Origin of the sequence: Gluconacetobacter brunescens, assembly GCF_048695475.1 — a bacterium.
Classification (GTDB): Bacteria; Pseudomonadota; Alphaproteobacteria; order Acetobacterales; family Acetobacteraceae; genus Gluconacetobacter.
This window is the reverse complement of record NZ_JBLHEN010000001.1, coordinates 1,007,484-1,031,754: the sequence shown is the minus strand read 5'-3', so window position 1 is coordinate 1,031,754 and position 24,271 is coordinate 1,007,484. Positions and strand designations below refer to the sequence as shown.

Genomic DNA, 24,271 nt, shown 5'->3' with positions numbered 1-24,271 from the left:
AAATGCGCGTCGGATCGCCGGCAGGGTGACTTTGCAAACCGCCTCTCAGGTGTCCAGTTCGCTGTCCCAGTATAGATAATCCCGCCAACTCTCATGCAGGTAGTTCGGCGGGAAGGAGCGGCCGTTTTCCTGGAGTTCCCAGGTGGAAGGCTGGGCGGGGGTGCGGCGCGGATACATGTGGAGTTCGTGCGGCATCCGCGAGCCCTTCATCAGATTGCAGGGGCTACAGGCGGTGACGACATTTTCCCAGGTGGTGCGGCCACCCTTGCAGCGGGGAATGACGTGATCGAACGTCAGGTCGTGGGTCGGCAGGCGATCGAGACAATATTGGCAGGAAAAATTGTCGCGCAGGAAGACATTGAAGCGGGTGAAGGCCGGTCGGCGCGCGGTCTGGATGTAATCCTTCAGTGCGATGACGCTGGGTAATCGCAGCGACCGGCTGGGAGAGCGGACTTCCTCGTCATATTCACTGAGAACCGAGACCCGGTCGAGGAACACAGCCTTGATGGCATCCTGCCACGACCACAGCGAGAGCGGGAAATAGGAAAGCGGCCTGAAATCGGCATTCAGGACCAAGGCCGGATAATGTGGACTGCCAGCAAGCAAGGGGCGCATCCTTTCGTGATGCCGCCACACCATCATCAGGCGTTGTTACTCAAAATCCGAACGCCGAATGATATGCGCCGTTGAGAACCTTCAATCCATATCGCAAATATTCGGTGTTTCCGCAAGGGAGGCGGGGGGATTCATGCCGGCTGTGCGGCATGGTGGCGAATGAGAGAGCGTGAAGACATGACGGCATCGTGCTGTTTTCAGGATGGAAATCCGGATACGGGCCGTGGGTGGGTGACGCGCTTTGCGCCCAGCCCGACCGGGTTTCTGCATCTGGGACATGCCGCCGCCGCGCTCGCGGCGTGGAATGCGGCCCGCGAGTCGGGCGGGCGCTTCCTGCTGCGGATCGAGGATATCGATCCCGGCCGCTGCCGCAGGGAATGCGAAGAAGCGATTATCGAGGATCTGGCCTGGCTGGGCATCGTGCCGGATGGCGCGGTTCGCCGGCAGTCCGATCATATGGCGGATTATCGGGCCGTGCTGGACGCACTGGCGGGGCGCGGGCTGCTCTATCCCTGTTTCTGCACCCGCGCCGATATCAGGCGGGAGGCCGCCGAGGCCGCGCACGCGCCGCATCATGCCCCCGACGGCACGCTGGCCTATGGCGGCACCTGTCGCGGCCTGTCGGCGGAGCGGGCCGAACGGCTTGCCGCCGGCGTGCCGCATGTGCTGCGGCTGGACATGGCGCGGGCGACCGCCGAGGCGGGTGGCGACGTGATGCATTGGCGGGAATGGGTCGGAGGGGAGCGGCGGATGGTGTCGGCGCCGGTCGCGGCGTTTGGAGACGTGGTGCTGGCGCGCAAGGACTGCCCGGCGTCCTATCATCTGTGCGTGACGCATGACGATGCGTTGCAGGGAGTCAGCCTGGTGACGCGGGGGGAGGATCTTCGCCCCGCGACCGCGGTGCATCGGCTGTTGCAGGTGCTGATGGGCTGGCCCGCGCCGGATTACGTCCATCATCCGCTGCTGCTGGATGAAGAGGGGCGCCGGCTGGCCAAGCGCGACCGGGCGCAGACCCTGCGGGCGCTGCGGGCGGCGGGGCATGATGCGCGGGCCGTGCGCGAGGCGGCGATGGGAAAAGCGGTCCTGCCGGCCTGATCTGCGGCGATCGGCAGTTTCCTCGGCCTGCACTTCGCATTACGGTGTGCGCCCGCCGGGCCGCCCGTGGTGCCGGCGCTTCTCCCCGTTACTGGTTTCCCCGTTACTGTGGACTTGGTGTCATGGATCTTATCGCCGCCCGTCTGAACAAGGTCAGCCCCAGCCAGACCATCGCCATTTCGACCAAGGCGCGCGCCTTGAAGGCGGCTGGACAGGATATTATCAGCCTGTCGGCCGGCGAGCCCGATTTCGACACGCCGCAGAACATCAAGGACGCGGCGATCCGCGCGATCGCCGAGGGGCAGACCAAATATACCGACGTGGCCGGCACGCTGGCGCTGCGCCGGGCCGTGGCCGAGCGGTTCCGCATCGATTCCGGGCTGGATTACACGGCCGACGAGATCATCGTCTCCACCGGCGGCAAGCAGGTGATCTACAACGCCATGGTCGCGACCCTGAACCCGGGGGATGAGGCGATCATCCCCGCGCCGTGCTGGGTGTCGTATCCCGACATCGTGGCGCTGGCCGACGGGGTGCCGGTGATCGTGCCGTGCCCGGCGGAGACCGGATTCAAGCTGCGGGCCGAGGATCTGGAGGCCGCGATCACGCCCCGGACCAAGTGGTTCTTCCTCAATTCGCCCTGCAACCCGACCGGTGCGGCCTATTCGGCCGAGGATCTGCGGCCGATCTGCGACGTGCTGCTGCGGCACCCGGATGTGTGGATCTTTACCGACGATATCTACGACAAGCTGGTTTACGACGGCTTCGTGCCCGCGACCATCGTGCAGGTGGAGCCCAAGCTGCGCGACCGCACCGTGACGATGAACGGGGTTTCGAAAGCCTATGCCATGACCGGCTGGCGCATCGGTTTTTCGGGCGCGCCGGCCGTGCTGACCAAGGCGATGAACAAGCTGCAGAGCCAGTCGACCTCGGGCACATGCTCGATCAGCCAGGCGGCGGCGCTGGAGGCTCTGTCTGGCCCGCAGGATTTCATCGGCGAGATGGTGCGGGCCTATCAGGACCGGCGCGACCTGGTGGTGGGGATGCTCAACCAGGCCAAGGGGCTGAGCTGCCATCGGCCGGAGGGGGCGTTCTATGTCTTCCCGTCGATCGAGGGCTGTCTGGGCAAGGTGAGTGTCGGCGGGCGCGCCATTGCCAATGACGAGGATTTCGTCACCGCGCTGCTGGAGGAAGAGGGCGTGGCGGCGGTGCATGGCGCGGCCTTCATGTTCGCCGGGCATTTCCGTATTTCGTACGCCACGGACACCGAGAGCCTGCGCGAGGCCTGCACCCGTATCCAGCGCTTCTGCGCCGGCCTGCGCTGAGGACTGGTCCCATGATCCTGGATGAACCCGGCTTTGCCGCCCGCACCGGGCGGCTGGAATCGCCGGCTACCATCGCCATGGCGGTGCGGGCGCGGGCGTTGCGGGCCGAGGGGCATCGGGTGCTGTCGCTGGCGCTGGGCGAGCCGGATTTCGCGACCCCGCGCGCGGTGATCGAGGCCGCGCATCAGGCGGCGCTCGACGGGCAGACGAAGTATCCGCCCGTCGACGGCACGCCGGCGCTGAAGGCGGCGATCGCGCGCAAATTCGCGCGCGAGAACGGGTTGGAGTACAAGCTGTCGGAGATCATGGTCTCCAATGGCGGCAAGCAGGTGATCTTCAACGCCTTCATGGCGACGATCGACGGCGGCGACGAGGTGGTGATCCCGGCGCCGTACTGGGTCAGCTATCCGCTGGCGGCGCGGCTGTTCGGCGGGGTGCCGGTGGTGGCGGAATGCCGCGAGGAAGACGGGTTCCGGCTGACCGCGCCGGCGCTGGAGGCGGCGATGTCGCCGCGTACGCGCTGGGTGGTGCTGAACTTCCCCAGCAATCCGACCGGCGCGGTGATGGGGCTGGCGGACCTGGAAGCCGTGGCCGAGGTGCTGCGCCGGTATCCGCAGGCATGGATTCTTTCTGACGAGATCTACGAACATCTGGTTTTCGACGGGGCGCGGCATCATGCGCTGGCGGCCGTGGCGCCGGATCTGGCGTCGCGCATCCTGACGGTGAACGGGGTTTCGAAATCCTATGCCATGACCGGCTGGCGCGTGGGGTATGCGGGTGGGCCGGAACGGCTGATCCGCATGATGACGCGGATCCAGGGCAATGCGACCTCGGGCATCTGTTCGATCGCGCAGGCGGCGGCGGCGGCGGCGCTGGATGGGCCGGCGTCGCTGATCGCGGAGATGCGCGATACCTATGCGCGGCGCCGCACGATGGTGGTGGAGGCGTTGCGCGCCATTCCCGGCGTGACCTGCGCCATGCCGCACGGGGCGTTCTATGCCTATCCGGGCATTGCCGGTTGCCTGGGGCGGACCAGCCGGGGCGGGCAGGCGGTGCGGACGGACGAGGATTTTGCCCGCGCCCTGTTGGAGGAACAGCATGTGGCCTGCGTGCAGGGCAGCGCGTTCGGGCTGGGGCCTTACCTGCGCCTGTCCTGCGCGACCAGTGATGACGTGCTGGGCGAAGCCTGTGCACGGATCGCCGATTTCGTAGACGGCCTGCACTAAGGCATTCGTTCAGGGATATCTTATGTTCCCAGCAAAAAATCCCTGAACGAATAAAAGTTTTTTGGTTCTTTTTTTTCAAAAAAGAACAAATACGGCCTTAAGGTTTCGACCGTACGGGCACCGGCACATTGCACAACGCGACGCCATGGGCGGGGCGGACGAAGAACGGGTCCGTGCGGTTGGCGCGGGCGTTCAGGTAATCCGTGAATGTGGGGCTGTCGGTTCGCATGACCTGAAGATGCGGCTGCCTTGCCCGGGGCAGATCGGCGGCGAGCGAGATGCTCTGGATCGGGACGGTCTGGGCCTTGCTGGCGTAGAAGCCCAGGGCGGCCGTGCCGCGCGGCAGGGCGCCGAAAGACTCCATGCCGGTGAGAACCCGCCCCACGACGGCGAGATTGCGATCGAGCTGGCGGGGGGCTTCGCTGTTGACGGCGTACAGTTCCTGCCCGTCGCCGGTATCGGGGGGCATGTCGCGGCCGGCGCCGACCATGCCGTAGCAGTGGGGCAGCCATACCCGGTCGCCCTCGGCCGCCACGGGCCACCCTGACCAGAACCCGGACGACGGCGCGTAGGGATCGGGAAAGCCGAGTGGACGAATGGCGATATCCTGACGGGCGCGATCATATTCCGCCGGCGGATGGGCAACGAAGCCTGCGGGCGGTTTGGCCTTTCCGTCGCGCGTGGTCCATTGCACGACGTAATTGTCCTGCACGCGGACGATCGCGCCGCCGTCCCATCCGTGGGCGCGGGCCTGACGCACGATATTGCCGGTATGAACCGGTGCGAACTGGGGGGCGAGTTCGATCGTCACCTGTGCGCCGTCGGCCAGTGTCATGACCAGCAGCCGGTCCGGCGGCACGTCGGCCCAGGCGGTATCTGGCGCGTGGGCCACGATCTCGGCGGGGGTGGGGTTCGGTGCCGCGGCGGCGGCATTCGGCAGGAGCAGGGCGATGATCGGCAGGAAACGGCGCATGAGAATGATCATGCCCGCGGCGAAAGGATGACGGCAAGTGTGAAAACAGGGGGGATTTCCGCGTCTGCCCTTTTGTGCCCGGCCCGTCGAATGGTCGGCGGGGCGGATGAATTCCACGGACATTCTTTCCGCGTCATCTCTTCCGGCATTTATCGGGGGATCGCCGCACCTGTATTATTCTGGCAACAGTTTGTGATTATATTCCATCATATATGGATCTATGTATGGTGGTATATAGACAGGCCCGGATCGGCGGTGGCAAAAAAGACACATCTTATGGTCTTTGTTCATATCCGGGCGCGCCAGATCCATGCACGATCGCTTTTCTCCCTTTTTCATCGCCGGAACATTTGGCGCCTGTCTGCTGGCGAGTTCGGCGCTGGCCGCGCCGGCTGTTTCCACGCCGGGCAAGACCGGCAGCCATGCCGCCGGCAAGACGGCGGCGGCCAAGGCGCCCGCCGCCGGAACGCGGGCTGCTGAAACGCCGGCCGCCGCGGCCCCGATCGCCGGGATACTGGATGGTTCGAACGGCGAAACGGTGACCGTCCATGGCCATCATGCGGCGGATGGCACGGGCGCCAAATATATGAACAAGACCGTCTATCTGGGGCCGCTGGGTAATCGGGACACGCTGGATACGCCGTATTCCATCATGGGCGTTCCGCATGACGTCGCGGTCAACCAGCAGCTCCGCAACATCAACGACATGGCGCAGTATCTGCCCTCGGTGCAGCTGGAGATCCGGGGCGACCCCAATACGTCCCGCCCGCAGTCGCGCGGGTTCGAGGCCGACGTGGTTGCCAATTCGCGCCTCGACGGGCTGAATGTGGTCTCCACCACGCCTTATCCGGCGGAATGGGTCGATAACCTGCAAGTCCTCAACGGGCTGGCCGGGGCGATGTATGGGCCGGAAAACCCGGCTGGCGTCTTTGAATATACGCTCAAGCGCCCGACCGACCGGCGGACCGAGCGGCTTTCGGTCGGTGCGGATTCGATCGGCACGCCCATCGTCAATGGCGATATCTCCGGGCGCGTCGGCCGGAATGGCTGGTTTGGCTACCGCCTGAACATGCTGCATGCCGACGGCACGGGCTATGCGTCGGGAAGCTCGATCCGGCGTGAGATGGTCAGCGCGGATTTCGATATCCATCTGGACGACAAGACGGTTATCGAGCTGGATGCCAGCCATTATACCTACGCCGCGCGTGGCCTCGCGCCCGGCTTTGGTATTCCGGCCGGTACTGCCGCCAATCCGACCGGTATCGGCGGGCAGTTGCCCGAAGCGCCGGACCTGGGCAGGCGCCTGGCGCCGGGCTGGAGCGGCTACAACATGGAGACCAATACGTTCTTGGCCAAGGTCCGGCACCAGATCAACGAGGATTGGAGCTTTACGCTGGGCGGGCTTTACCAGGACGCCATGCGGCAGTCCTTCGGCATCAGCGATACGCTGACCGCGACCGGCGGCACGGATGGGTTCTATTCCTCGAAGGCGACCGCGACGACGACGGCCAACGATTTCCGTGTCGGCAGCAACATGGCGTATTTCAACGGCCGTGTTTATACCGGGCCGGTCAGGCATGACCTGGTGATCGGCACCAATGGCTACATGATGGGGAATTACAACCCTGTCAGGGCCGTGACGCCGGCGCAGAGCCTTGGAACATACAATATGTATGGGGACGCGCCCACCAGCGGCACGCAGCCTTATTATACGGGGCGTTACAAATCGAGCAGCATCGTCAGCCAGTCCTTCATCGTGGGCGATACGCTGACGATCAACAGGCACTGGTCGATCATGGGGACGCTTGCCTGGAGCTGGATCGACCAGAAGGGGGCGCTGAATGCCAGCAGTGCGCTGAAAAAGACCTTTTCGGCCAACGCGGCTTTCAGCCCGACGACCAGCCTGATGTACAAGCCGACCGATAACCAGACCTTCTATTTCACCTATGGGCGGTCGGTCGAGGCGGGGCCGGTGACGCCGAACAGTCAGTATTATACCAATACCAACATCGCGCTGCCGATTGCGCATTCGGAAGAATATGAAGTCGGCTACAAGCTGCGTTATCAGAAAATGCAGTTCAACGTCGCGGGTTTCCGCATGACTTCGCCTTATGCGATGTATGTTGCGGCGGCGAACGGCACCTGCGCCGGCGGGACGACCTGCCAGACCTACACTTATGGCGGCACGCAGCGCAATTATGGTGTGGAAGCCCAGATTTCGGGTGAGGTCCTGCCGAACCTTTCCGTTCTTGCCGGCATGACCTGGCTGGATGCGGAACTGGTTGGCAGCAGGACCGCCGCCTATAACGACAAGGAAATCGTGGGTGCGGCGCCGTTGCAGGCAAGCCTGCTGCTGGATTATCGGCTGCCGGCCTCGCTGGGTTCCTTCGCGTCGGGGTGGGCGTTCAATGCCGGTGTCCATTACATGGGCAACCGCGCGGCCAACGTGACGAATACGCTGCATACCGGGTCGTACACGACGCTGGAACTGGGCACGCGCTATGCCTTCCACGTCGCCCGCTTTCCGTGGGTGGCGCGGTTCGGCGTCAGCAACGTGACCAACGAACGCTATTGGGCATCGGTTTATACGGGGGCGCCCAGTGGCACGTCCGGGGCGGCATCGACCCTGTATGCGGGACTGCCGCGTGTCTACCACTTCACCTTGTCGGCGGAGTTCTGAGGGGCGTCTTCCCGGTCCATGGGAACATCAGCAAAATCCGGATTCTTAGAGGCTGTTTGAAAAGTCGGCCTGCCCAGGGAGAGTGCCGCATAAGCGGCACGGCCGGCGAGTAATTTTGAGCATCGGAGCGGAGCGGGCTTAATGCCCGTGAGCACCGAAGCGCAGAAAATGCGCGTCGGATCGCCGGCGGGATGACGTTGCAAACAGCCTCTTACCTGTTATCCCTCTCGATATCTCTGACTACGAAACGAATGGTCGTGGTTCCCATCGTGGGGGCGTATGTCAGCGATCCGATGGCCCTGACCGGCTTGTCCACGAGCTCTGACAATGCGGCCCGGGCTCTCGCGCCGGTAACGCCTGCCACAATGGAGTTCTGTTCAAGAACGATGTCGAAATGTCGCTGATTGGTGACGGGCGTATCGATTTCAACGCCTTGGCCGACATCGACGGGCCGGCTGATCGTTAATCGCAGGATGTGGCATTGAACGGAAACAGGCTTCCTGTCAGACGCGACACAGGGAACGCGCTGTATCGAACCGTGCATGCTGACCACGGAAGGTTCATATCTTAAAAATTCCCGGGCCTGCGCGTTCGCGATCGACAGGAGCGTGAGGATAACGAACAGGCCCCCCTTGCCGGCGGCACTCATCGCGTATTCTCCTGATTTTTCAGGTCGCCGTCTCCCAGCATCAGGTCCCATAGGGGTTTCTCCATGAACTGGCCATCGGATGTTCGAGGTGTGCAGCCAAGCTCTGCGACGGACCAATGGTTTGGCATGTAATTGCCGGAGCCGGGCTTGCATTGCGCGGCGTCCGTGACCAGACGGATGTGATCAGGCGGGATACCCAGGGCCGCATAGGTTTTCTGCATCCATGGTGCGTTTGTTTCATGCGCGGAGTACATCCCCCACCAGCGATCGGCCGGCGTGGCCGATGAAGCGGAAAGCCATGAGGCGATGGTGCCGGTGTCCTGATAATGGTCCCAGGGGCTGGAGAGGAGGATGACGCGCGCAACCGGCGTACTCTTCGCGAAAAAAGCGGCCAGTCCGGCGCCCTGGGAAAAACCGGAAACCGCAATATCGGCCCATCTCGGCTGATTGTGATCGAGATATCGGTCCCAATGTTCCGACGGCCATCTTCGATGCAGATAGCGCAGCATGGCGGCTGTTCGTGCTGCCAGTCCCTCGGCTGGCGAGACATCGAGCCCCTCCATAGGTGAACCGCCAAAAAGCTTTGCCTTGCGGTATTGCGAGAAGCAGGGGTCTTCTGACTGGTCGCACAACCGCGTTCCGGGTGGGTTATAGACGTAATCAATCATGATAACGCGATAATGATGCTCCAACGCATCGGCAATGAACGGAATGGTCGGCGTTCGACGTAGCGACGGGGCTCCGCCGAAGAATACGAGAAGACGACCATCCTCTCTGTTATCTTTAAGATATCCCGAGACATTTCGTGAATCACTTCTGTCGATGTCCCTGTCGGTGTCACTCGGATCGACGTCATGTTCAACGATCTGGCTGGACCAGTCGGCGGCGCCTGCAAACTCGGGCCGCATGCAGAAAAGGAGAAGAATTCCAGAAGCAGCTTTTATGAAGGTACGCATCGGACTATCCCTGCGCCTCGCCGGACACTGAAAGCGGAATTGCGCCTTTCCGGGCATTAATTTGCAGTCGTGCGGCTGAAAAATACTTTCGTCATCTGGTTATGGTCAAAGCGCGCGACCAGATCGCCGTATGTATTGAACCCTTCACCCGGCCTGGTTGAAAGAGGCTGACTGTAGCGCCAATCCATGATGACAGAGCTATCATGGCCGCTCCGGCGAAAGGTTGCCGGGCCGAAGGCCTGGACAAGGTCGCCTGGGGTGGTACCAAACCTTGCCTGTCCGGCAATCGTCACGTCTTCGGACTTGAGGGCATGGGATGCCGATGCGTCGCCCTCATGCCCGACTGTTGGGATCACATGATCCCGGTACAGGTCGCTCAGTCGGGTCGTCTCAAGGGTAATGCCGGTCTGTCCGATGCGGTTGTGCGGGTCCAGAGCGTGGTGGATAGTCGGCAGACCGCCATGGAGGGGCGTCGGAATCCATGGCCCTGATATTTTCGGGCCTGCGATTGCAACAATCGGAAGGAACAGGAGGGCGGAGAGAGCGAACGCGAGGCGCACCTTGAAGGTCCTCCGAGACACGCTCCGCATGGTGCTACAGGACGGCTGGCAAGACAATAAAGTATGTCCGCCTTTCAGCAAGCTTTTCGTCGTCCGGCCATGGACTCCGAAGGGCGGGAAACCGCCTTTCAGGCATGCAGGCCTGGCGCTTCGCGGCCGGTGCGGGCGACATATTCCGTGTAGCCGCCATCGTAGCGGTGGAGGCCTTCCGGAGTCAGTTCCAGCACCCGGTTCGACAGGGCGGCGAGGAAATGACGGTCGTGGGAGACGAACAGCATCGTGCCGTCATAATCGGCCAGGGCGGTGATCAGCATTTCCTTGGTGGCGATGTCGAGATGGTTGGTCGGTTCGTCGAGCACCAGGAAATTCGGCGGGTCGTACAGCATCAGGGCCAGGACCAGCCGCGCCTTTTCGCCGCCGGAGAGCACGCGGCAGAGCTTGTCGATATCGTCGCCGGAGAAGCCGAAGCCGCCGGCCAGCGCCCGGAGCGAGCCCTGGGGGGCGAGGGGGAAGGCGTCGTTCAGGGTTTCGAAGATCGTCCGGCTGCCGTCGAGCAGGTCCATGGCGTGCTGGGCGAAATAGCCCATCCTGACGCTGCCGCCGAGCGTGACCGTGCCGGCATCGGGCTCGGTGGTGCCGGTCACCAGTTTCAGCAGGGTCGATTTGCCGGCGCCGTTGACGCCGAGCACGCAGCACCGCTCCTGACGGCGGATCAGCAGGTCGAGATCCTTGTAGATCACCCGGCTGCCATATGATTTGTCCACGCCGCGCAGATTGACGACCGCGTCGCCCGAGCGCGGGGCCTGCGGGAAGGTGAAGGAGAGCGTCTGGCGGCGCTTGGGGGGCTCGACCCGGTCGATCTTGTCGAGCTTCTTGACCCGGCTCTGCACCTGCGCGGCGTGGGAGGCGCGGGCCTTGAAGCGTTCGATGAAGGCGACTTCCTTCGCCAGCATCGCCTGCTGGCGGTCGAACTGCGCCTGCTGCTGCTTCTCGTTCATCGCGCGCTGCTGCTCGTAGAACTCGTAGTCGCCCGAGAAGCTGGTCAGCGTGCCGCCGTCGATCTCGATCACCTTGTTGATGATCCGGTTCATGAAGGCGCGGTCATGCGAGGTCATCAGCAGGGCGCCGTCATAGCCGGCCAGGAACTGTTCCAGCCAGATCAGGCTTTCCAGGTCGAGATGGTTGCTCGGTTCGTCGAGCAGCATCACGTCCGGCTTCATCAGCAGGATGCGGGCCAGGGCCACGCGCATCTTCCACCCGCCCGACAGGCGGCCGACATCGCCGTCCATCATCTCCTGGCTGAAGCCCAGCCCGTGCAGGACTTCGCGGGCGCGGCCTTCCAGCGCGTAGCCGCCCAGTTCCTCGAAGCGGGCCTGGACTTCGCCGAACCGTTCGAGGATGGCGTCCAGTTCGTCGAACCGCTCCGGGTCGGCCATCGCGGTTTCCAGTTCGGCCAGCTCCGCCCCGATCTCGGCCACCGGGCCGGCGCCGTTCATGACCTCGGCAGCCGCGCTGCGGCCCGACATCTCGCCGACATCCTGGTTGAAGAAGCCGACCGAGACCCCGCGATCGGTCAGGACCTGGCCTTCATCGGGGTCTTCCTGGCCGGTGATCAGGCGGAACAGCGTCGTCTTGCCCGCGCCGTTCGGCCCGACCAGCCCGATCTTCTCGCCCTTTTGCAGCGCCGCCGATGCCTCGATGAAGATGACGCGATGGCCGTTATGCTTGCTGATAGTGTCGAGACGGATCATGGGGCCTCAGATGCCGAAGGGAGGGGCGGAGCGGGAGCGCCCTTATTGCCCAGCCCTTGCGTGCCGTAAACCGCAGGGGCGCACGCAAGGGACGCTTTACAGGAAATAGAGGATTTCCAGCAGTCCGTTGCAGAGCCCGTGACAGAGGGCCGTGGTGAGATAGGGGCGGCAATGCTGACGGATTGATTGGTAGTAGGTGAGGCTGAAGATACTGCCGGATACGAACCCGATGACGAGGGCAGCGGAGAAAGAGTGTTCAGTGAAAATACCGTGGCTTTGCTTGGGGAGATGCAGAACGAAGAAAATGAGATCCGACAGGATGATGTAAAATATCAGTCTCGTTCTGCCGGTCAGGTTCCAGGGGCGCGAGAAGATGAATTTATAGCCGAAATGGAATATTGATGTCTCCATCAAGGGGCCGGTGAAGAGAAAATCCACGAATAATGCGATGTAGCCCGGCTGTTCATGATTATGTGGATCGGCGCTCGATTGGCCCGGCAGGGCGAGGAGGCACAATACATTCAAGGCGAAATCGACGAGTGCCATCTTGATGGCGAGTGAATAGCCTATGCGTGCACTCGGCTGCCGGGTTTCTGTTGTCGATATGTTCGGGAGCAGGGTCTGATCGGCGTTGGGCACTGTCGGGAAGTCCATTGCGGGACCTGCCTTCATTCAGTCGGCGCGATCGGCGGCGAGGGTGCTGAGCGCCGCGATGGTGGGTGTGCGTTCGGGGTGCGCCAGCAGGTCGTGGGCCAGGCGCAGGGCGGCTTCCTGTCTTGCCGCGCGGGTGGCACGGTCCGGGATCACGTCGAAATCGGCGACGTGGGCGTAGCCGGTGAGGCGGCGGATGATCTCCAGCGCGGCGAAGGCGATCGTGTCGGCTTCGATGTCGTCGAGGAACTGGGTCTGCACCTGTTGCAGGGATGCGGGATCGTTGCGGAACAGGGGGGCGGCGTAGGCGTCGCCGGACTGGCCTTGGGCGATTGCGTTGGTCCAGAGGGTGGTGAAATCCTGCCGGAAGTGGTGCCAGAACTGGTCGATGTCGCGTAGCGCGCGGGTGCGGCCTTCTGGCGTGGGGGTGGCGAAGAGGTGCATCAGCAGATTGCCGACGAACAGGCCGCAATCGAAGCCGATCGGGCCGGGGAGGGCGAATTCGCCGTCGATGACGCGGGTATCGTGGGCCGCGACCATCACCGAGCCGGTATGCAGGTCGCCATGCAGCAGGGCCTGCTGGCAGGTGAGGAAACGGGCCTGCATCTGCCCCACGCGCCGGCGCACGGCCGGGTCGGCGCGGAGGCTCGCCACGATCGGGTCCAGTTCGGGGCTGAGCCAGTGATTGCGCGGGTGGGCGTGGTAGGGGTCGGTCAGCACCAGATCGACGGTGATGCGGGTGAGGGTGTGGTTGCGGGCGAAGGGGGCCAGCAGGGCTGAAGCGTCCTCGAACTTCAGGGCCAGCGGCGAGGTGGGGAAGGTGGCGCGGGCCACGAAGCGGCCGATGGCGGCGGCGGCTTCGGGCCAGTCGCCGCCCTGCATCAGGCCGTGGCGCAGCACCACGTGGCCGTCCAGGCTTTCGACCACCAGCACGAACAGGTCGGGGTCGAAATGCAGGAGTTCGGTCGTGAGGGCGCCGACATGGGGGCGGACGGCGCGCAGATAGGCGGCCTCGAATGCCGTGCGGTCCAGCGGCATCTTCCAGTTGGGGTCCACCCGGACATGGGGCAGGGACTGCTTGAAGCAGACTCCGCCGGCCGGGCCGTCGATCAGGAATACATTGTTGAGGTTGCCGTCGCTGACCTCGCGCACCCGCCAGTCGTCCGGCTGGCCACCCACGCGTGCCGCGAGGGCGGGCTGGGCGGCGAGAAACGCGCGGATGCCGGCCGGGTCCAGTGTGCGGTAGGCCGTGGGGGAGGCGGATCGGGTCATGCTCTGTGTCTCGTAGCCGGGTCGTCGGTGTGGCGGGAGCATAGCATGGCGGGCGGGGAAGGGCGTGGGGGAGCGTAATGCATACAATGTCGCGCCGGGATTGCCGGTATTGTATGGAGGGACACGCTTCAATCCGTTCCCTGTGAAAGTCTCCGCCCGATGTCGAACCGGCCTTATCTCGCGCACTGGAAAGAGCAGATCGACCATAATGCGGGGGCGATCTACCTCACGCTGGTCGATGCGCTGGCGCTGTCGATCCGCAAGGGCGATCTGCGGGAGGGGGACCGGCTGCCGCCGCAGCGGACGATCGCGGAGTATCTGGGCACCAACCTGACGACCGTGACCCGCGCCTTTACCGAGGCGCGGCGGCGGGGGCTGATCGACGCCACGGTGGGGCGGGGGACGTTTATCCGCGTCGGCGCGGGGGAAAGCCACTGGCGGCATACCGGGCCGGCGGTGATCGACCTGACCATGAATTTGCCGCCGGTGCCGCAGGACCCGCCGCTCCAGAAGATGATCCAGGCCGATATCGCGGCGCTGCTGAAACAGCAGGACCTGAACAGCCTGATGTCCTACCGCGTGACTGGCGGGACGATGGAGGAACGCCAGCTTGGGGCGAAATGGATCGCGCCCGTGGTCGGGCCGCGCCGGGTGGACGAGGTGCTGGTGGCGCCGGGGGCGCAGAGCGCGCTGGCGGCCATCGTCACCACGCTGACCCAGCCCGGCGATGTGATCGTGACCGACCGGATTGCCTATCCGGGCATCCGCACCATCGCTGCGCAGTTCGGGCTGATCCTTGCCGGGGTGGACAGCGACGCCGAAGGGATGATGCCCGAGCAGCTCGACCGGGTGTGCGCGCAGCATCATCCCCGGGTGCTCTACTGCATTCCCACCATTCATAATCCGACCACGGCGACCATGTCGCTGCAACGGCGGCGGGACATCCTGGCGGTGGCCCAGTTGCATCATCTGCATGTGGTGGAGGACGATCCGTACAGCCTGCTGATGGACACGCCGCCGCCGGCACTGGCGGCGCTGGATCATGGGCGGGTCTTCTATGTGGCCACGCTGGCCAAGACGCTCAGCCCCGGCTTGCGCACGGCCTATGTGGCGCTGCCGGGCACGGACATGACGCGCCGGGTGACCGCCGCGATCCGGGCGATTGCGCTGACCAATGCGGGGCTGCTCAGTGCGCTGACCGCGCGCTGGATGCAGACGGGCGAGGCGGACCAGATCCTGCATGCGATCCGCACCGAACTGCGTTTGCGGCAGTCCATCGCGCGCCGGATTCTGGGGGAAGGGCACTGCATGAATCCCGATGGCCCGCATGTGTGGCTGAAATTGCCGGACTGGTGGGGCAGCACGGACTTCGTGGCCTATGCGCGCCGCCGGGGGCTGGCGCTGGTGCCCAGCACGGTGTTCACGATCAGCGGCGAGCCGCCGCAGCGGGCACGGGTCGCGCTGGGCAGCGCGCCGGATGCGGTGAGCCTTGAGGATTCGCTGCGTGGGGTGGTGTCGGTGCTTCAGCATAAACGGTCGCCGGGTTTTGCCGATATTGTGTGAGACTCTGGGCGGACAGGTGTGCTGGTGGTGGTCGGCGCCGTGGGCGGCATCAGATAAAGGTGCGGGGTGTTCACGAGTTCGTGATACATGAAGCGAGGAATAACAATGGGTTGTGAGGGAAGGAGGCTATTGTACCCTGTCTGATACCATATTGTATGGAATTGAAATCGGCGTTGTGGGGTGCGTCGAGGGGATTGTCTTCATTGTAGTGAAGGCGTGATCCATACAAGATTTTACCTCCCGCCTGATCCCGTGCCACGACATCTCCCGTCAGGGCGGCCTGCCTCGCGCCGCCGGATAGCGATCCATACGGGAGATCCATCATGCCGAAAGTCGAACACGCCCCCCACAAGGACGGCGATATCTTCGTCGATTACGAAAACAAGGTTTTCGAGGACGTCAAAGCCGAGCCGGGCGAGAAGGCGCTGGTGACCTTCCATACCGTTGCGTTCGAAGGCTCGATCGGGTTCGTCAATCTTTTGCAAGCGACGCGGCTGATCCGCAAGGGGTTCGAGACCTCGGTTCTGCTGTACGGGCCCGGTGTGACGCTTGGTATTCAGCGCGGCTTTCCGCGTCTGGGGGATGAAGCCTTTCCGGGGCATATGAACTGCAACAGGCAGATTGCGAAAATCATCGAAGAGGGCGGCAAGGTCTATGCCTGCCGGTTCGCGCTCCAGGCGCTGTATGGCCATGGCGAGCCGTCTCTGATTCCAGGAATCACGCCGATCAATCCGCAGGATGTGCTGGACCTGGTGCTGCTGCATCGCCGGGACAATGCCTTCATTCTCGATACCTGGACGCTCTGATCAGCGATTGCGGGAAGGACCATCGGCATGTCACGCATCGTTCGCGCCGCGGCCGTCCAGATTGCGCCCGTTCTGGGCGATGATGGATCGGGAACCGCGCGGAAAGTCTGCCAGAGCATTCGCGACGCCGCGGAACGGGGCGTGAAGCTGGCGGTCTTTCCTGAAACCTTCGTGCCTTATTATCCGTATTTCTCGTTTATCCAGCCGGCCTTTCGCTTTGGGGGCGAGCATCTGGCGCTTTACGAACGCGCGGTCGTCATTCCCGGTCCGGTGACCGGAATGGTGGCCGAGGCGGCGCGCGAGACCGGGATGGTGGTCGTGCTGGGCGTGAACGAGCGCGATCATGGCACGCTCTACAACACGCAGATCGTCTTCGATGCCACGGGCGAGATTCTGCTTCGGCGGCGCAAGATTACCCCGACCTATCACGAGCGGATGGTCTGGGGGCAGGGCGATGGCGCGGGGTTGAAAGTGGTGGACAGCGCGGCGGGGCGCATCGGCGCGTTGGCGTGCTGGGAACATTACAATCCGCTGGCCCGCTACGCGCTGATGACCCAGCACGAGGAGATCCATTGCGCGCAGTTTCCGGGTTCGCTGGTCGGGCAGATTTTCGCCGACCAGATGGAAGTCACGATCCGGCATCATGCGCTGGAATCGGGCTGTTTCGTCGTGAATGCCACCGGGTGGCTGACCGACGAGCAGGTCAGCCAGGTTGCGGGGGATCCGGCGTTGGAAGGCCCGCTGCGGGGCGGCTGTTTTACGGCGATCGTCTCGCCGGACGGCAGGCTGCTCGGCACGCCGCTGACCGAGGGCGAGGGGATGGTGATCGCCGATCTGGATTTTGCGCTGATCACCAAGCGCAAGCGGATGATGGACTCGGTGGGCCATTATGCGCGGCCTGAACTGCTGAGTCTGCTGATCGACCGGCGTCCGGCCCGGACCGTGCATGAGTATGGCGCGGGTGTGGGGCCGGATGGGGTGGAGGCGCTGTCATGAGTGTTCCGACCATCGGCACCATTGCCGGACGGCAGTTGATCACGGACCTGCAATCGTTCGGGCTGCAGATCGGGGAGCAGGGTGGGGGCGTGACCCGCAAGGGTGGGGCCGGCCCGTCGGACCATAAGGCGATCACCATTGCCGGGCAGACGGTGATGGTGCCGGTCTATACCGCCGAGGCGCGGCGCTCGCCTTTTCAGGCGAGTGTGCCGGGGGATGACGGCACCAGCATGCTGGAGCGGGATGGGCAGGCGCTGGGGCCGATCCGTTTTCCGGCACCGCCGCGCTTTTATGGGCTGGAGACGGCGGACGGCATTCCGTACTGGAAGATCGCGCTGCTGCATGGGCGCGACACGCTGGCGACCACCGTGCACCAGACCTGCATCCGCTATGCCGACCGGCGGACATCGTGCCAGTTCTGCGCCATCGGCCAGTCGCTGGAGGCCGGTCGCACCATTGCCTACAAGACGCCCGCGCAATTGGCCGAGGTCGCGAAGGCGGCGGTGGAACTGGACCATGTGCGCGACATGGTGCTGACGACCGGCACGCCCAATATCGTGGATCGCGGCGCCGCCGTGCTGGCGGAATCGGCCCGTGCGATCCGGGCGGCGGTCGATCTGCCGTTGCAGGTGCAGTGCGAGCCGCCGCGCGACCATGCCTGGTTCGGGCGGTTGCGCGAGGCCGGGGCGGACAGTCTGGGCATGCATCTGGAAGCCGCGACGCAGGCGGTGCGGGACCGGATCATGCCCGGCAAGGCGACCGTCAGCGTCGATCGGTATCTGGAGGCTTTTGCCAGCGCGGTGCCGGTTTTCGGGCGAGGGCAGGTGAATACCTATCTGCTGGCCGGGCTGGGGGATACGGCGGAGGAGATCCTGGCGCTGGCCGAGCGGCTGATTGCGCTTGGGGTCTATCCGTTCGTGGTGCCGTTCGTGCCGATTTCGGGCACGCCGCTGGAGAACCATGCGCCGCCATCGTCCGATTTCATGAAATCCGTTCTGGCCCCGCTGGGTGGGATGCTGCGCGCGGCGAACATGAAATCGACCGATATCCGGGCGGGGTGCGGCCGCTGCGGTGCCTGTTCGTCGCTCTCGGCGTATGAACAATGAGGCCCGGAATGGAGGATATCGAGGATCGTCCCTTTATCCCGACGGAATATGTCGTGCGGCTTGCGCGCTCGAAATGGGAGCGAGCCGGACATTATGCCCTGCGGCGTGAAATCTTCTGCCGGGAGCAGGGGGTTTTTCAGGATGACGACCGCGACGCCATAGATGCGCGGGCCATGCCCATCATCGCTTCCTGCTGCGTGGCCGGGATGCCAGACCGGATTGTCGGCGCCGTGCGCATCCATGAAGCCGAGCCGGGCATCTGGCGCGGTTCGCGGCTGGCGGTCCATGCGGAGCATCGCCGGCTGGGGCGGATCGGGGCGGAACTGATCCGCATGGCGGTGTGTACCGCGCATGGGCTTGGGGCGCGGCGCTTTTTCGCGCAGGTGCAGGAGCAGAACGTGCTGTTCTTCCGGCGCCTGCACTGGACGAGCCTCGGGGCCATCACGCTGCATGGTCTGCCGCATCATGAGATGGAGGCCGATCTGTCCCGCTATCCGGCGCATGGACGGGCGCAGACATGGTTGCTGCGTCCCCAGCCCGCCCTGCGGCGGAGTGCGTGAGGATGCGCGCCCTGGCCGAGATACTGCATGGCCTGCGCAGCAGCCGCGCGCTGTCCGCGAAACGCGATATTGCCGGTACGGTCGCCGCTCTGGGCTACGCGGGCGCGGATGCCATCCCGCTGGGGGACGATTGCGCGGCCATTCCGGATGGCGACGGCTATCTTCTTTTCGCCAGCGAGGGATTTCAGGACGGGTTCGTGCGCGCCATGCCCTGGTTCGCCGGCTATTGCGGCGTGATGGTCAATGCCAGTGACATCGCGGCCATGGGCGGTCGGGCGATTGCGGTCGTCGACACGTTGTGGGGCGAGAGTGCGGGGAGTGTGGCGCCGATCCTGCATGGGTTGCGGGATGGGGCGCGGGCCTATGGCATTCCGGTTGTCGGAGGGCATACCAATCTGGGCAGTGCGCATTGTTCGCTGTCGGTGGCCATTCTCGGGCGTGCGCGGCGGCTGCTGACCAGTTTCGATGCCCGGCCGGGCGAGGTGCTGGTGGCCGCCATCGATCTGCGGGGAAAGTGGCACGATCCGCATCCGTTCTGGGATGCCAGTTCGGGGACGGGTGGGGATGCCGCGCGGCTGCGGGCCGACCTGGAATTGCTGCCGGAGATCGCTGAGGCGGGGCTGAGTCGGGCGGCCAAGGATATCAGCATGGCGGGGATTCTTGGCACCGCCGTGATGCTGGCGGAATGTTCGCGGATCGGGGTGACGGTGGACCTGGAGGCGATCCCTCGGCCCGATGGCGCGCCGATGGAACGCTGGCTCGGTGCCTTTCCCAGCTATGGCTATCTGCTGACCGCGCGGCCGGCGGATGCGGAGGCGATTCTTGCCCGCTTCCACGCGCGGGGAATCGCGGCCGCCGTCATTGGTGCCTGTGACGGGTCGCGGAAGCTGGATGTGCTGCGGGGCGGCGTGCGCGAGACGTTCTGGGATCTGGGGCGGGAGCCTCTGATCGGCTGTGCGCCATGACGCTTTCCATCGGTATTCTCACCCATTCGACCAATCCGCGTGGTGGCGTGGTGCATGGCATGGCGCTGGCCGAGGCACTGTGCGACGCCGGGCATGAGGCGACGCTGATTGCGCCCGATGCCAGCGGGAAAGGTTTCTTTCGTGACCCGCGCTGTGCCGTGCGCTGCATTGCGGTGCCGGAGGTGCGTGACCTTTCCGCGCGGGTCGAATGCCATGTCGCCGCCATCTGCGAGGCGTTGCGGGGTGCGCGCTATGACGTGCTGCATGCGCAGGACCCGATCAGTGCCAACGCGCTGGCCGATCTGGTGGCGGACGGGCGGATTTCGGGGTTTGCGCGCACCGTTCATCATCTCGACCGTTTTGCCGATCCGGGTCTGGCGTTTCGTCAGGCGCGGGGGCTGCGGGCGGCGGCAGAGCTTTTTACCGTCAGCGCGCTGTGGGAGCGGACCCTGCTTGCGGAGTGGGGGCGGCCGGCGCCGGTTGTCGGCAACGGGGTCGATCCGCTGCGGTTTTCGCCGGAGGCTGGCGAGCGGGATGGCGCATTGCGGGCGCGGTACGGATTGCCGCCGGATGGGCATCTGATCCTGTCGGTGGGCGGGATCGAACGGCGGAAGAATACGCTTGCCCTGCTGGAGGCGTTTTTGCGCCTGCGCGCGGTGCGGCCGGATGTGCACCTGGTTGTCGCCGGGGGGGCGTCGCTGCTGGATCATTCCGCTTATCGCGCGGCTTTTGCCGAGCGGCTGGCGGCCAGCGGACAGTCGGACGCCGTGACGGTGACGGGGCCGGTCGCGGATGCCGATATGGCGGCTTTCTACCGGCAGGCGGCGGTGCTGGCCTATCCCTCGCACAGCGAAGGGTTCGGGCTGTGCCCGGTCGAGGCGCTGGCCTGCGGCACCCCGGTCATCGTGCCCGATGTCGCGCCCTTTACCGAGCATCTGCATGGCGACGAGGCCCTGTGGTGTGTGCCGCAGCCCGACACCCTTGCCCGTGCCCTGCATGACGCGCTGCGGCCCGGTTGTCGCGACCGTTTCGAGGCCATCGGCCCGGCGGTCGCGCGCCGCTTCCGCTGGCACGACGTCGCCGCGCGGCACATCCCTGCCTATCGGCGCCTGGTGGCCTTGCCCCGCGCCGGGGTGCTTCAGGAGAGTTCGATCAATGCCTGAAATGATCTTTCGTGTCCGCTGGCCGGACGAGACGGAGAGCGACTGTTATTCGCCCTCGCTGGTGGTGCGCGATCACCTGGTGCCGGGGGCGGATTATCCGGTTGCGGACTTTCTGGCCCGGGCCGACGCGGCGCTGACGGAGGCCAGCGCGCGGGTGCGGGCCCGGTACGGGTTTCCGTGCAGCCGCGCACTTGGCCAGTTGCAGGACATTCGCGCGAGTTGCGCGCGCTTTGCCGATTCAGGGGATGCGCGGGTGCGTGTCCTGTCGTTCCACTGAAATCCCTTTGCGGAATATCCTTATGTCACAGAATGAAAAAACCATTCCCGTCGTGATCGTCGGCGGCGGGCAGGCCGGGCTTTCGCTGAGCTGGTATCTCTGCCGCGAGGGTGTGGCCCATGTCGTGCTGGAGGCGGGAACGGCCTGCCATTCCTGGAATGACGAGCGGTGGGACAATTTCTGTCTCGTGACCCCGAACTGGCAGTGCCAATTGCCGGGACACCCTTATGCGGGAAACGATCCGCATGGCTTCATGGTGAAGAACGAGATCATCGAGTATGTGCGGTCTTTTCGGGACTCCTTCGCGCCGCCGCTGCGCGAGCATATGCGGGTGACCTCCGTGACCCGGCATGAAGAGGGCGGGTACCGGGTGGTGGCCAACGGGGAAACCTGGCACGCCCGGCATGTCGTGATCGCCTCCGGTGCCTATCATGACGCGGTGATTCCCGGTTATGCCGGGGCGATCGATCCCGCGATTATCCAGATTCATTCGCAGGATTACCGCAATGCGGCGCAGCTTCCCGAGGGGGCGGTGCTGGTGGTGGGCAGCGGGCAGTCCGGTGCGCAGATCGTCGAGGACCTGCATCTGGAAGGCCGCAAGGTGCATCTCTGCGTCGGGACCGCGCCGCGCGTTTCGCGCTTCTATCGCGGGCGGGACGTGGTGGACTGGCTGGCGGACATGAAATTCTACGATCTGACGGTGGACAGGCACCCGCTGCGGGATGGCGCGCGCGACAAGACCAACCATTATGTCACCGGCCGCAATGGCGGGCATGATCTCGATTTGCGGCGGTTCGCGAAGGAGGGCGTGGGGCTGCATGGCACGCTGGAAACCATCCGGGACGAGGTCGCGCTTTTCCTGCCCGACCTGAGAGAGAATCTCGACGACGCGGACAAGACCAATGCCGACATCAAGGCCTCGATCGACGCCCATATCGCGCGGGCGGGGATCGAGGCGCCGGTCGAGGCCCCGTATGTGCCGGTGTGGGAGCCTGACGGCGGGAACGCGCCGCTCGACCTGAAGGCAGCCGGGATTACCGCCATCCTGTGGTGCATCGGGTTCCGGCCGGATTATCGCTGGATCGATGTGCCGGTCTTCAACGGGGCCACGAAGCCGGTGTGGGATCGGGGGGTGACCGATGCGCCCGGTTTCTACTTCCTGGGCCTGCCCTGGCTGCATACCTGGGGGTCCGGCCGGTTCTCCGGCATCTCGCGCGATGCCGCGTGGCTGGCCGGCCAGATTACCGGGAAAGAGATCCCGATCGCCTGAAGGAGGACGCGCGCCATGCTTCCGTGGACGACCTACGATGCCATGCGGCATGCGGCTTCGGCCGATCCTGAAGGGTTCTGGCTGGAGGCCGCGCGGCGCATCACATGGGAGCAGGCGCCTGTCGCCGCCTGCCGGCCGCGCGCGGACGGGTGGCATGACTGGTTTGCCGGCGGCACCCTCAATAGCTGCCATAACGCGGTGGATCGGCATGTGGCGGCGGGGCGTGGCGACCAGGCCGCCCTGGTCTGGCACTCCTGCGCGACGCAGGAGACGCGGAGCCTGTCCTACGCCGCACTTCAGCAGCGGGTTGCGGGGTTTGCCGGTGGGCTGCGGGCGCTGGGGGTGCGCAAGGGGGATCGGGTGCTGATCGCGGCGCCCTGCATGGTGGAAACCGTGATCGCCATGCTGGCCTGCGCGCGGCTGGGTGCGGTGCATGTGGTGGTCTTTGCCGGCTATGCGGCGGCGGAACTGGCGCGGCGGATCGACGATGTGACGCCGAAGATCGTTGTCGTGGCCAGTTGCAGCTTTCAGGGGCGGACGGTCGTGCCGGCGCGGGCGACGCTGGAGGACGCGCTGGCCGGGGCGGTGCATGGGCCCGATGGCTGCGTCATCGTGCAGCGCGCTGCCTGCCCGATGCCGATGGTGCCCGGCCGGGACCATGATTTTCATGCGCTGGAGCAGGTTTCGCCGGTGGCACCGGTGTCGGTGCGGGCCGAGGACCCGCTCTATATTCTCCATACGTCCGGGACGACGGGAACGCCCAAGGGGATTGTCCGCGACAATGGCGGCCATGCGGTGGCGCTGAGCCTGTCCATGGAATTGATCTATGGCTGCGGACCGGGGGATTGTTTCTTCACCACGTCGGATCTCGGCTGGGTGGTGGGGCATTCCTATGGTGTGTATGCCCCTTTGCTGGGCGGGGGGACCAGCGTCATCGTGGAAGGCTGCCCCTCGGCTTCGGTGATCGAGCGGCTCTGCATTGCGCATGATGTGAAATGCCTGTTTACGACGCCGACGCAGTTGCGGGTGATGCGCCAGGGGGGCGTGGAACTTTCAGGCGGCAAGCTGCCGGCGCTGAAGCGGGTGTTCGTGGCTGGGGAATATGCCGATCCGACCTTGCTGGACTGGGCGCGGGCCTGTTTCGATCGGCCGGTGGTGAATCACTGGTGGCAGACCGAAACCGGATGGAGCATCACCGCGCATTTCTTCGGGCTGCCCGAGGCGGAGCCGGCGGCGATCCTGAATGATATCGGCCGGCCTGCCCCCGGTTTTTCGCCGGTGGTCCGCCCGGCGGTGGCGGGGGAGCGGAGTGGGGAGATCCTGCTGGCGTTGCCGCTGCCGCCGGGCTGTCTTGCCGGGATCTGGAAGGCGGGCGCGCCGCGGCCCCCGACTGCGTATCTGGCGGAGGGTGGGGCGTGTTATCGCACCTTCGATGAAGGGCTGATCACGGACGATCACGCGGTGCATATGCTGGGGCGCTCCGACGACGTCATCAAGGTGGCGGGGCGCCGGGTTTCCGGCGTGCAGATCGAGAAGATCATTGCCGGGCACGGGAACGTCCATGCCTGCGCGGTCGTGGCCGTGGCCGACGGGCTGCGGGGGCAGCGGCCGGTTGCCTATGTGGTTCCGGCCTCGTGGCCGGCGCGGCCGGAATGGGCGGCGGAGATTGTCGAACGGGTCGCGTGCGGCCTGGGACGGTGGGCGGGGTTGAAGGAGGTGCTGTTCGTGCGGCAATTGCCGACGACGGTATCGGGCAAGATCATGCGCCGGACCCTGGCGACCGCCTGAGGATGTGTTCAGTCCGCCTGTTCT

The 24,271-nt window shown here is 64.9% G+C and carries 22 protein-coding genes; 14 read left to right on the top strand and 8 right to left on the bottom strand.

Annotated features, from left to right (window positions below; genetic code table 11):
* Window positions 1-45: 45 nt before the first annotated feature.
* A complete protein-coding gene (locus ACMAUO_RS04520) occupies window positions 46-615 on the bottom strand; it encodes an HNH endonuclease (protein ID WP_182949383.1) in 570 nt (189 codons plus the stop codon).
* A 177-nt stretch (window positions 616-792) separates the two neighbouring features.
* Between ACMAUO_RS04520 and gluQRS the strand changes: the two genes are divergently transcribed.
* The 3 genes from gluQRS (at window position 793) to ACMAUO_RS04505 (ending at window position 4,261) form a co-directional block, all read left to right on the top strand.
* On the top strand, window positions 793-1,710 hold the full coding sequence (gene gluQRS / locus ACMAUO_RS04515; RefSeq protein ID WP_420357200.1) for a tRNA glutamyl-Q(34) synthetase GluQRS: 918 nt from the start codon (window positions 793-795) through the stop codon (window positions 1,708-1,710).
* A gap of 122 nt (window positions 1,711-1,832) precedes the next feature.
* Window positions 1,833-3,035 carry a pyridoxal phosphate-dependent aminotransferase gene (locus tag ACMAUO_RS04510; protein WP_420355781.1) on the top strand — a complete coding sequence of 401 codons (1,203 nt, stop codon included), beginning with the start codon at window positions 1,833-1,835 and terminating at the stop codon, window positions 3,033-3,035.
* An 11-nt stretch (window positions 3,036-3,046) separates the two neighbouring features.
* Window positions 3,047-4,261 carry a pyridoxal phosphate-dependent aminotransferase gene (locus tag ACMAUO_RS04505; RefSeq protein ID WP_420355780.1) on the top strand — a complete coding sequence of 405 codons (1,215 nt, stop codon included), beginning with the start codon at window positions 3,047-3,049 and terminating at the stop codon, window positions 4,259-4,261.
* Window positions 4,262-4,358: 97 nt separating this feature from the next.
* Here ACMAUO_RS04505 and ACMAUO_RS04500 read toward each other — a convergent pair whose 3' ends face one another.
* Window positions 4,359-5,234: a peptidylprolyl isomerase gene (locus tag ACMAUO_RS04500; protein WP_420355779.1), complete on the bottom strand. Its 876-nt coding sequence runs from the start codon at window positions 5,232-5,234 to the stop codon at window positions 4,359-4,361.
* Between the two features lie 310 nt (window positions 5,235-5,544).
* Between ACMAUO_RS04500 and ACMAUO_RS04495 the strand changes: the two genes are divergently transcribed.
* Window positions 5,545-7,914: a TonB-dependent siderophore receptor gene (locus ACMAUO_RS04495; protein WP_420355778.1), complete on the top strand. Its 2,370-nt coding sequence runs from the start codon at window positions 5,545-5,547 to the stop codon at window positions 7,912-7,914.
* A gap of 211 nt (window positions 7,915-8,125) precedes the next feature.
* On the opposite strand, the gene ACMAUO_RS04490 is transcribed toward ACMAUO_RS04495, so the two are convergent.
* The 6 genes from ACMAUO_RS04490 to mtnK form a co-directional block, all read right to left on the bottom strand.
* Complete coding sequence (locus ACMAUO_RS04490) at window positions 8,126-8,563, bottom strand: hypothetical protein (RefSeq protein ID WP_420355777.1); 438 nt, start codon at window positions 8,561-8,563, stop codon at window positions 8,126-8,128.
* The gene (locus ACMAUO_RS04485) at window positions 8,560-9,519 is read right to left on the bottom strand and encodes a BPSS1187 family protein (RefSeq protein WP_420355775.1); all 960 of its coding nucleotides are present in this window, start codon (window positions 9,517-9,519) and stop codon (window positions 8,560-8,562) included. The genes ACMAUO_RS04490 and ACMAUO_RS04485 overlap by 4 nt, the downstream gene beginning before the upstream one ends.
* Before the next feature lie 56 nt (window positions 9,520-9,575).
* Window positions 9,576-10,079 (bottom strand): hypothetical protein, encoded by a 504-nt coding sequence (locus ACMAUO_RS04480; protein ID WP_420355774.1) that lies wholly within the window; start codon window positions 10,077-10,079, stop codon window positions 9,576-9,578.
* A 128-nt stretch (window positions 10,080-10,207) separates the two neighbouring features.
* Entirely contained in the window at window positions 10,208-11,830 is a 1,623-nt protein-coding gene (locus tag ACMAUO_RS04475) for an ABC-F family ATP-binding cassette domain-containing protein (protein ID WP_420355773.1), read from the bottom strand.
* 96 nt (window positions 11,831-11,926) lie between these two features.
* Window positions 11,927-12,484: a hypothetical protein gene (locus tag ACMAUO_RS04470; protein ID WP_420355772.1), complete on the bottom strand. Its 558-nt coding sequence runs from the start codon at window positions 12,482-12,484 to the stop codon at window positions 11,927-11,929.
* Between the two features lie 18 nt (window positions 12,485-12,502).
* Window positions 12,503-13,753 (bottom strand): S-methyl-5-thioribose kinase, encoded by a 1,251-nt coding sequence (gene mtnK, locus ACMAUO_RS04465; RefSeq protein ID WP_420355771.1) that lies wholly within the window; start codon window positions 13,751-13,753, stop codon window positions 12,503-12,505.
* 159 nt (window positions 13,754-13,912) lie between these two features.
* Between mtnK and ACMAUO_RS04460 the strand changes: the two genes are divergently transcribed.
* The 10 genes from ACMAUO_RS04460 to ACMAUO_RS04415 all read left to right on the top strand — a co-directional run bounded on the left by ACMAUO_RS04460 (window position 13,913) and on the right by ACMAUO_RS04415 (window position 24,247).
* The gene (locus ACMAUO_RS04460; RefSeq protein WP_420355770.1) at window positions 13,913-15,316 is read left to right on the top strand and encodes an aminotransferase-like domain-containing protein; all 1,404 of its coding nucleotides are present in this window, start codon (window positions 13,913-13,915) and stop codon (window positions 15,314-15,316) included.
* A 323-nt stretch (window positions 15,317-15,639) separates the two neighbouring features.
* Complete coding sequence (locus ACMAUO_RS04455; RefSeq protein WP_182949366.1) at window positions 15,640-16,122, top strand: MSMEG_0572/Sll0783 family nitrogen starvation response protein; 483 nt, start codon at window positions 15,640-15,642, stop codon at window positions 16,120-16,122.
* Between the two features lie 27 nt (window positions 16,123-16,149).
* Window positions 16,150-17,118 (top strand): Nit6803 family nitrilase, encoded by a 969-nt coding sequence (locus ACMAUO_RS04450; RefSeq protein WP_420355769.1) that lies wholly within the window; start codon window positions 16,150-16,152, stop codon window positions 17,116-17,118.
* Window positions 17,115-18,224 carry an MSMEG_0568 family radical SAM protein gene (locus ACMAUO_RS04445; protein ID WP_420355768.1) on the top strand — a complete coding sequence of 370 codons (1,110 nt, stop codon included), beginning with the start codon at window positions 17,115-17,117 and terminating at the stop codon, window positions 18,222-18,224. The genes ACMAUO_RS04450 and ACMAUO_RS04445 overlap by 4 nt, the downstream gene beginning before the upstream one ends.
* 8 nt (window positions 18,225-18,232) lie before the next feature.
* A complete protein-coding gene (locus tag ACMAUO_RS04440; RefSeq protein ID WP_420355767.1) occupies window positions 18,233-18,784 on the top strand; it encodes an MSMEG_0567/Sll0786 family nitrogen starvation N-acetyltransferase in 552 nt (183 codons plus the stop codon).
* Between the two features lie 2 nt (window positions 18,785-18,786).
* Window positions 18,787-19,749 (top strand): sll0787 family AIR synthase-like protein, encoded by a 963-nt coding sequence (locus ACMAUO_RS04435; protein WP_420355766.1) that lies wholly within the window; start codon window positions 18,787-18,789, stop codon window positions 19,747-19,749.
* The gene (locus tag ACMAUO_RS04430; RefSeq protein ID WP_420355765.1) at window positions 19,746-20,912 is read left to right on the top strand and encodes an MSMEG_0565 family glycosyltransferase; all 1,167 of its coding nucleotides are present in this window, start codon (window positions 19,746-19,748) and stop codon (window positions 20,910-20,912) included. Before ACMAUO_RS04435 ends, ACMAUO_RS04430 begins: the two co-directional genes overlap by 4 nt.
* Window positions 20,905-21,189 carry an MSMEG_0570 family nitrogen starvation response protein gene (locus tag ACMAUO_RS04425; RefSeq protein WP_420355764.1) on the top strand — a complete coding sequence of 95 codons (285 nt, stop codon included), beginning with the start codon at window positions 20,905-20,907 and terminating at the stop codon, window positions 21,187-21,189. Before ACMAUO_RS04430 ends, ACMAUO_RS04425 begins: the two co-directional genes overlap by 8 nt.
* 22 nt (window positions 21,190-21,211) lie before the next feature.
* Window positions 21,212-22,459, top strand: a complete 1,248-nt coding sequence (locus ACMAUO_RS04420; protein ID WP_420355763.1) for an MSMEG_0569 family flavin-dependent oxidoreductase — start codon at window positions 21,212-21,214, stop codon at window positions 22,457-22,459.
* 15 nt (window positions 22,460-22,474) lie between these two features.
* On the top strand, window positions 22,475-24,247 hold the full coding sequence (locus ACMAUO_RS04415; RefSeq protein ID WP_420355762.1) for an AMP-binding protein: 1,773 nt from the start codon (window positions 22,475-22,477) through the stop codon (window positions 24,245-24,247).
* Window positions 24,248-24,271: the final 24 nt, after the last annotated feature.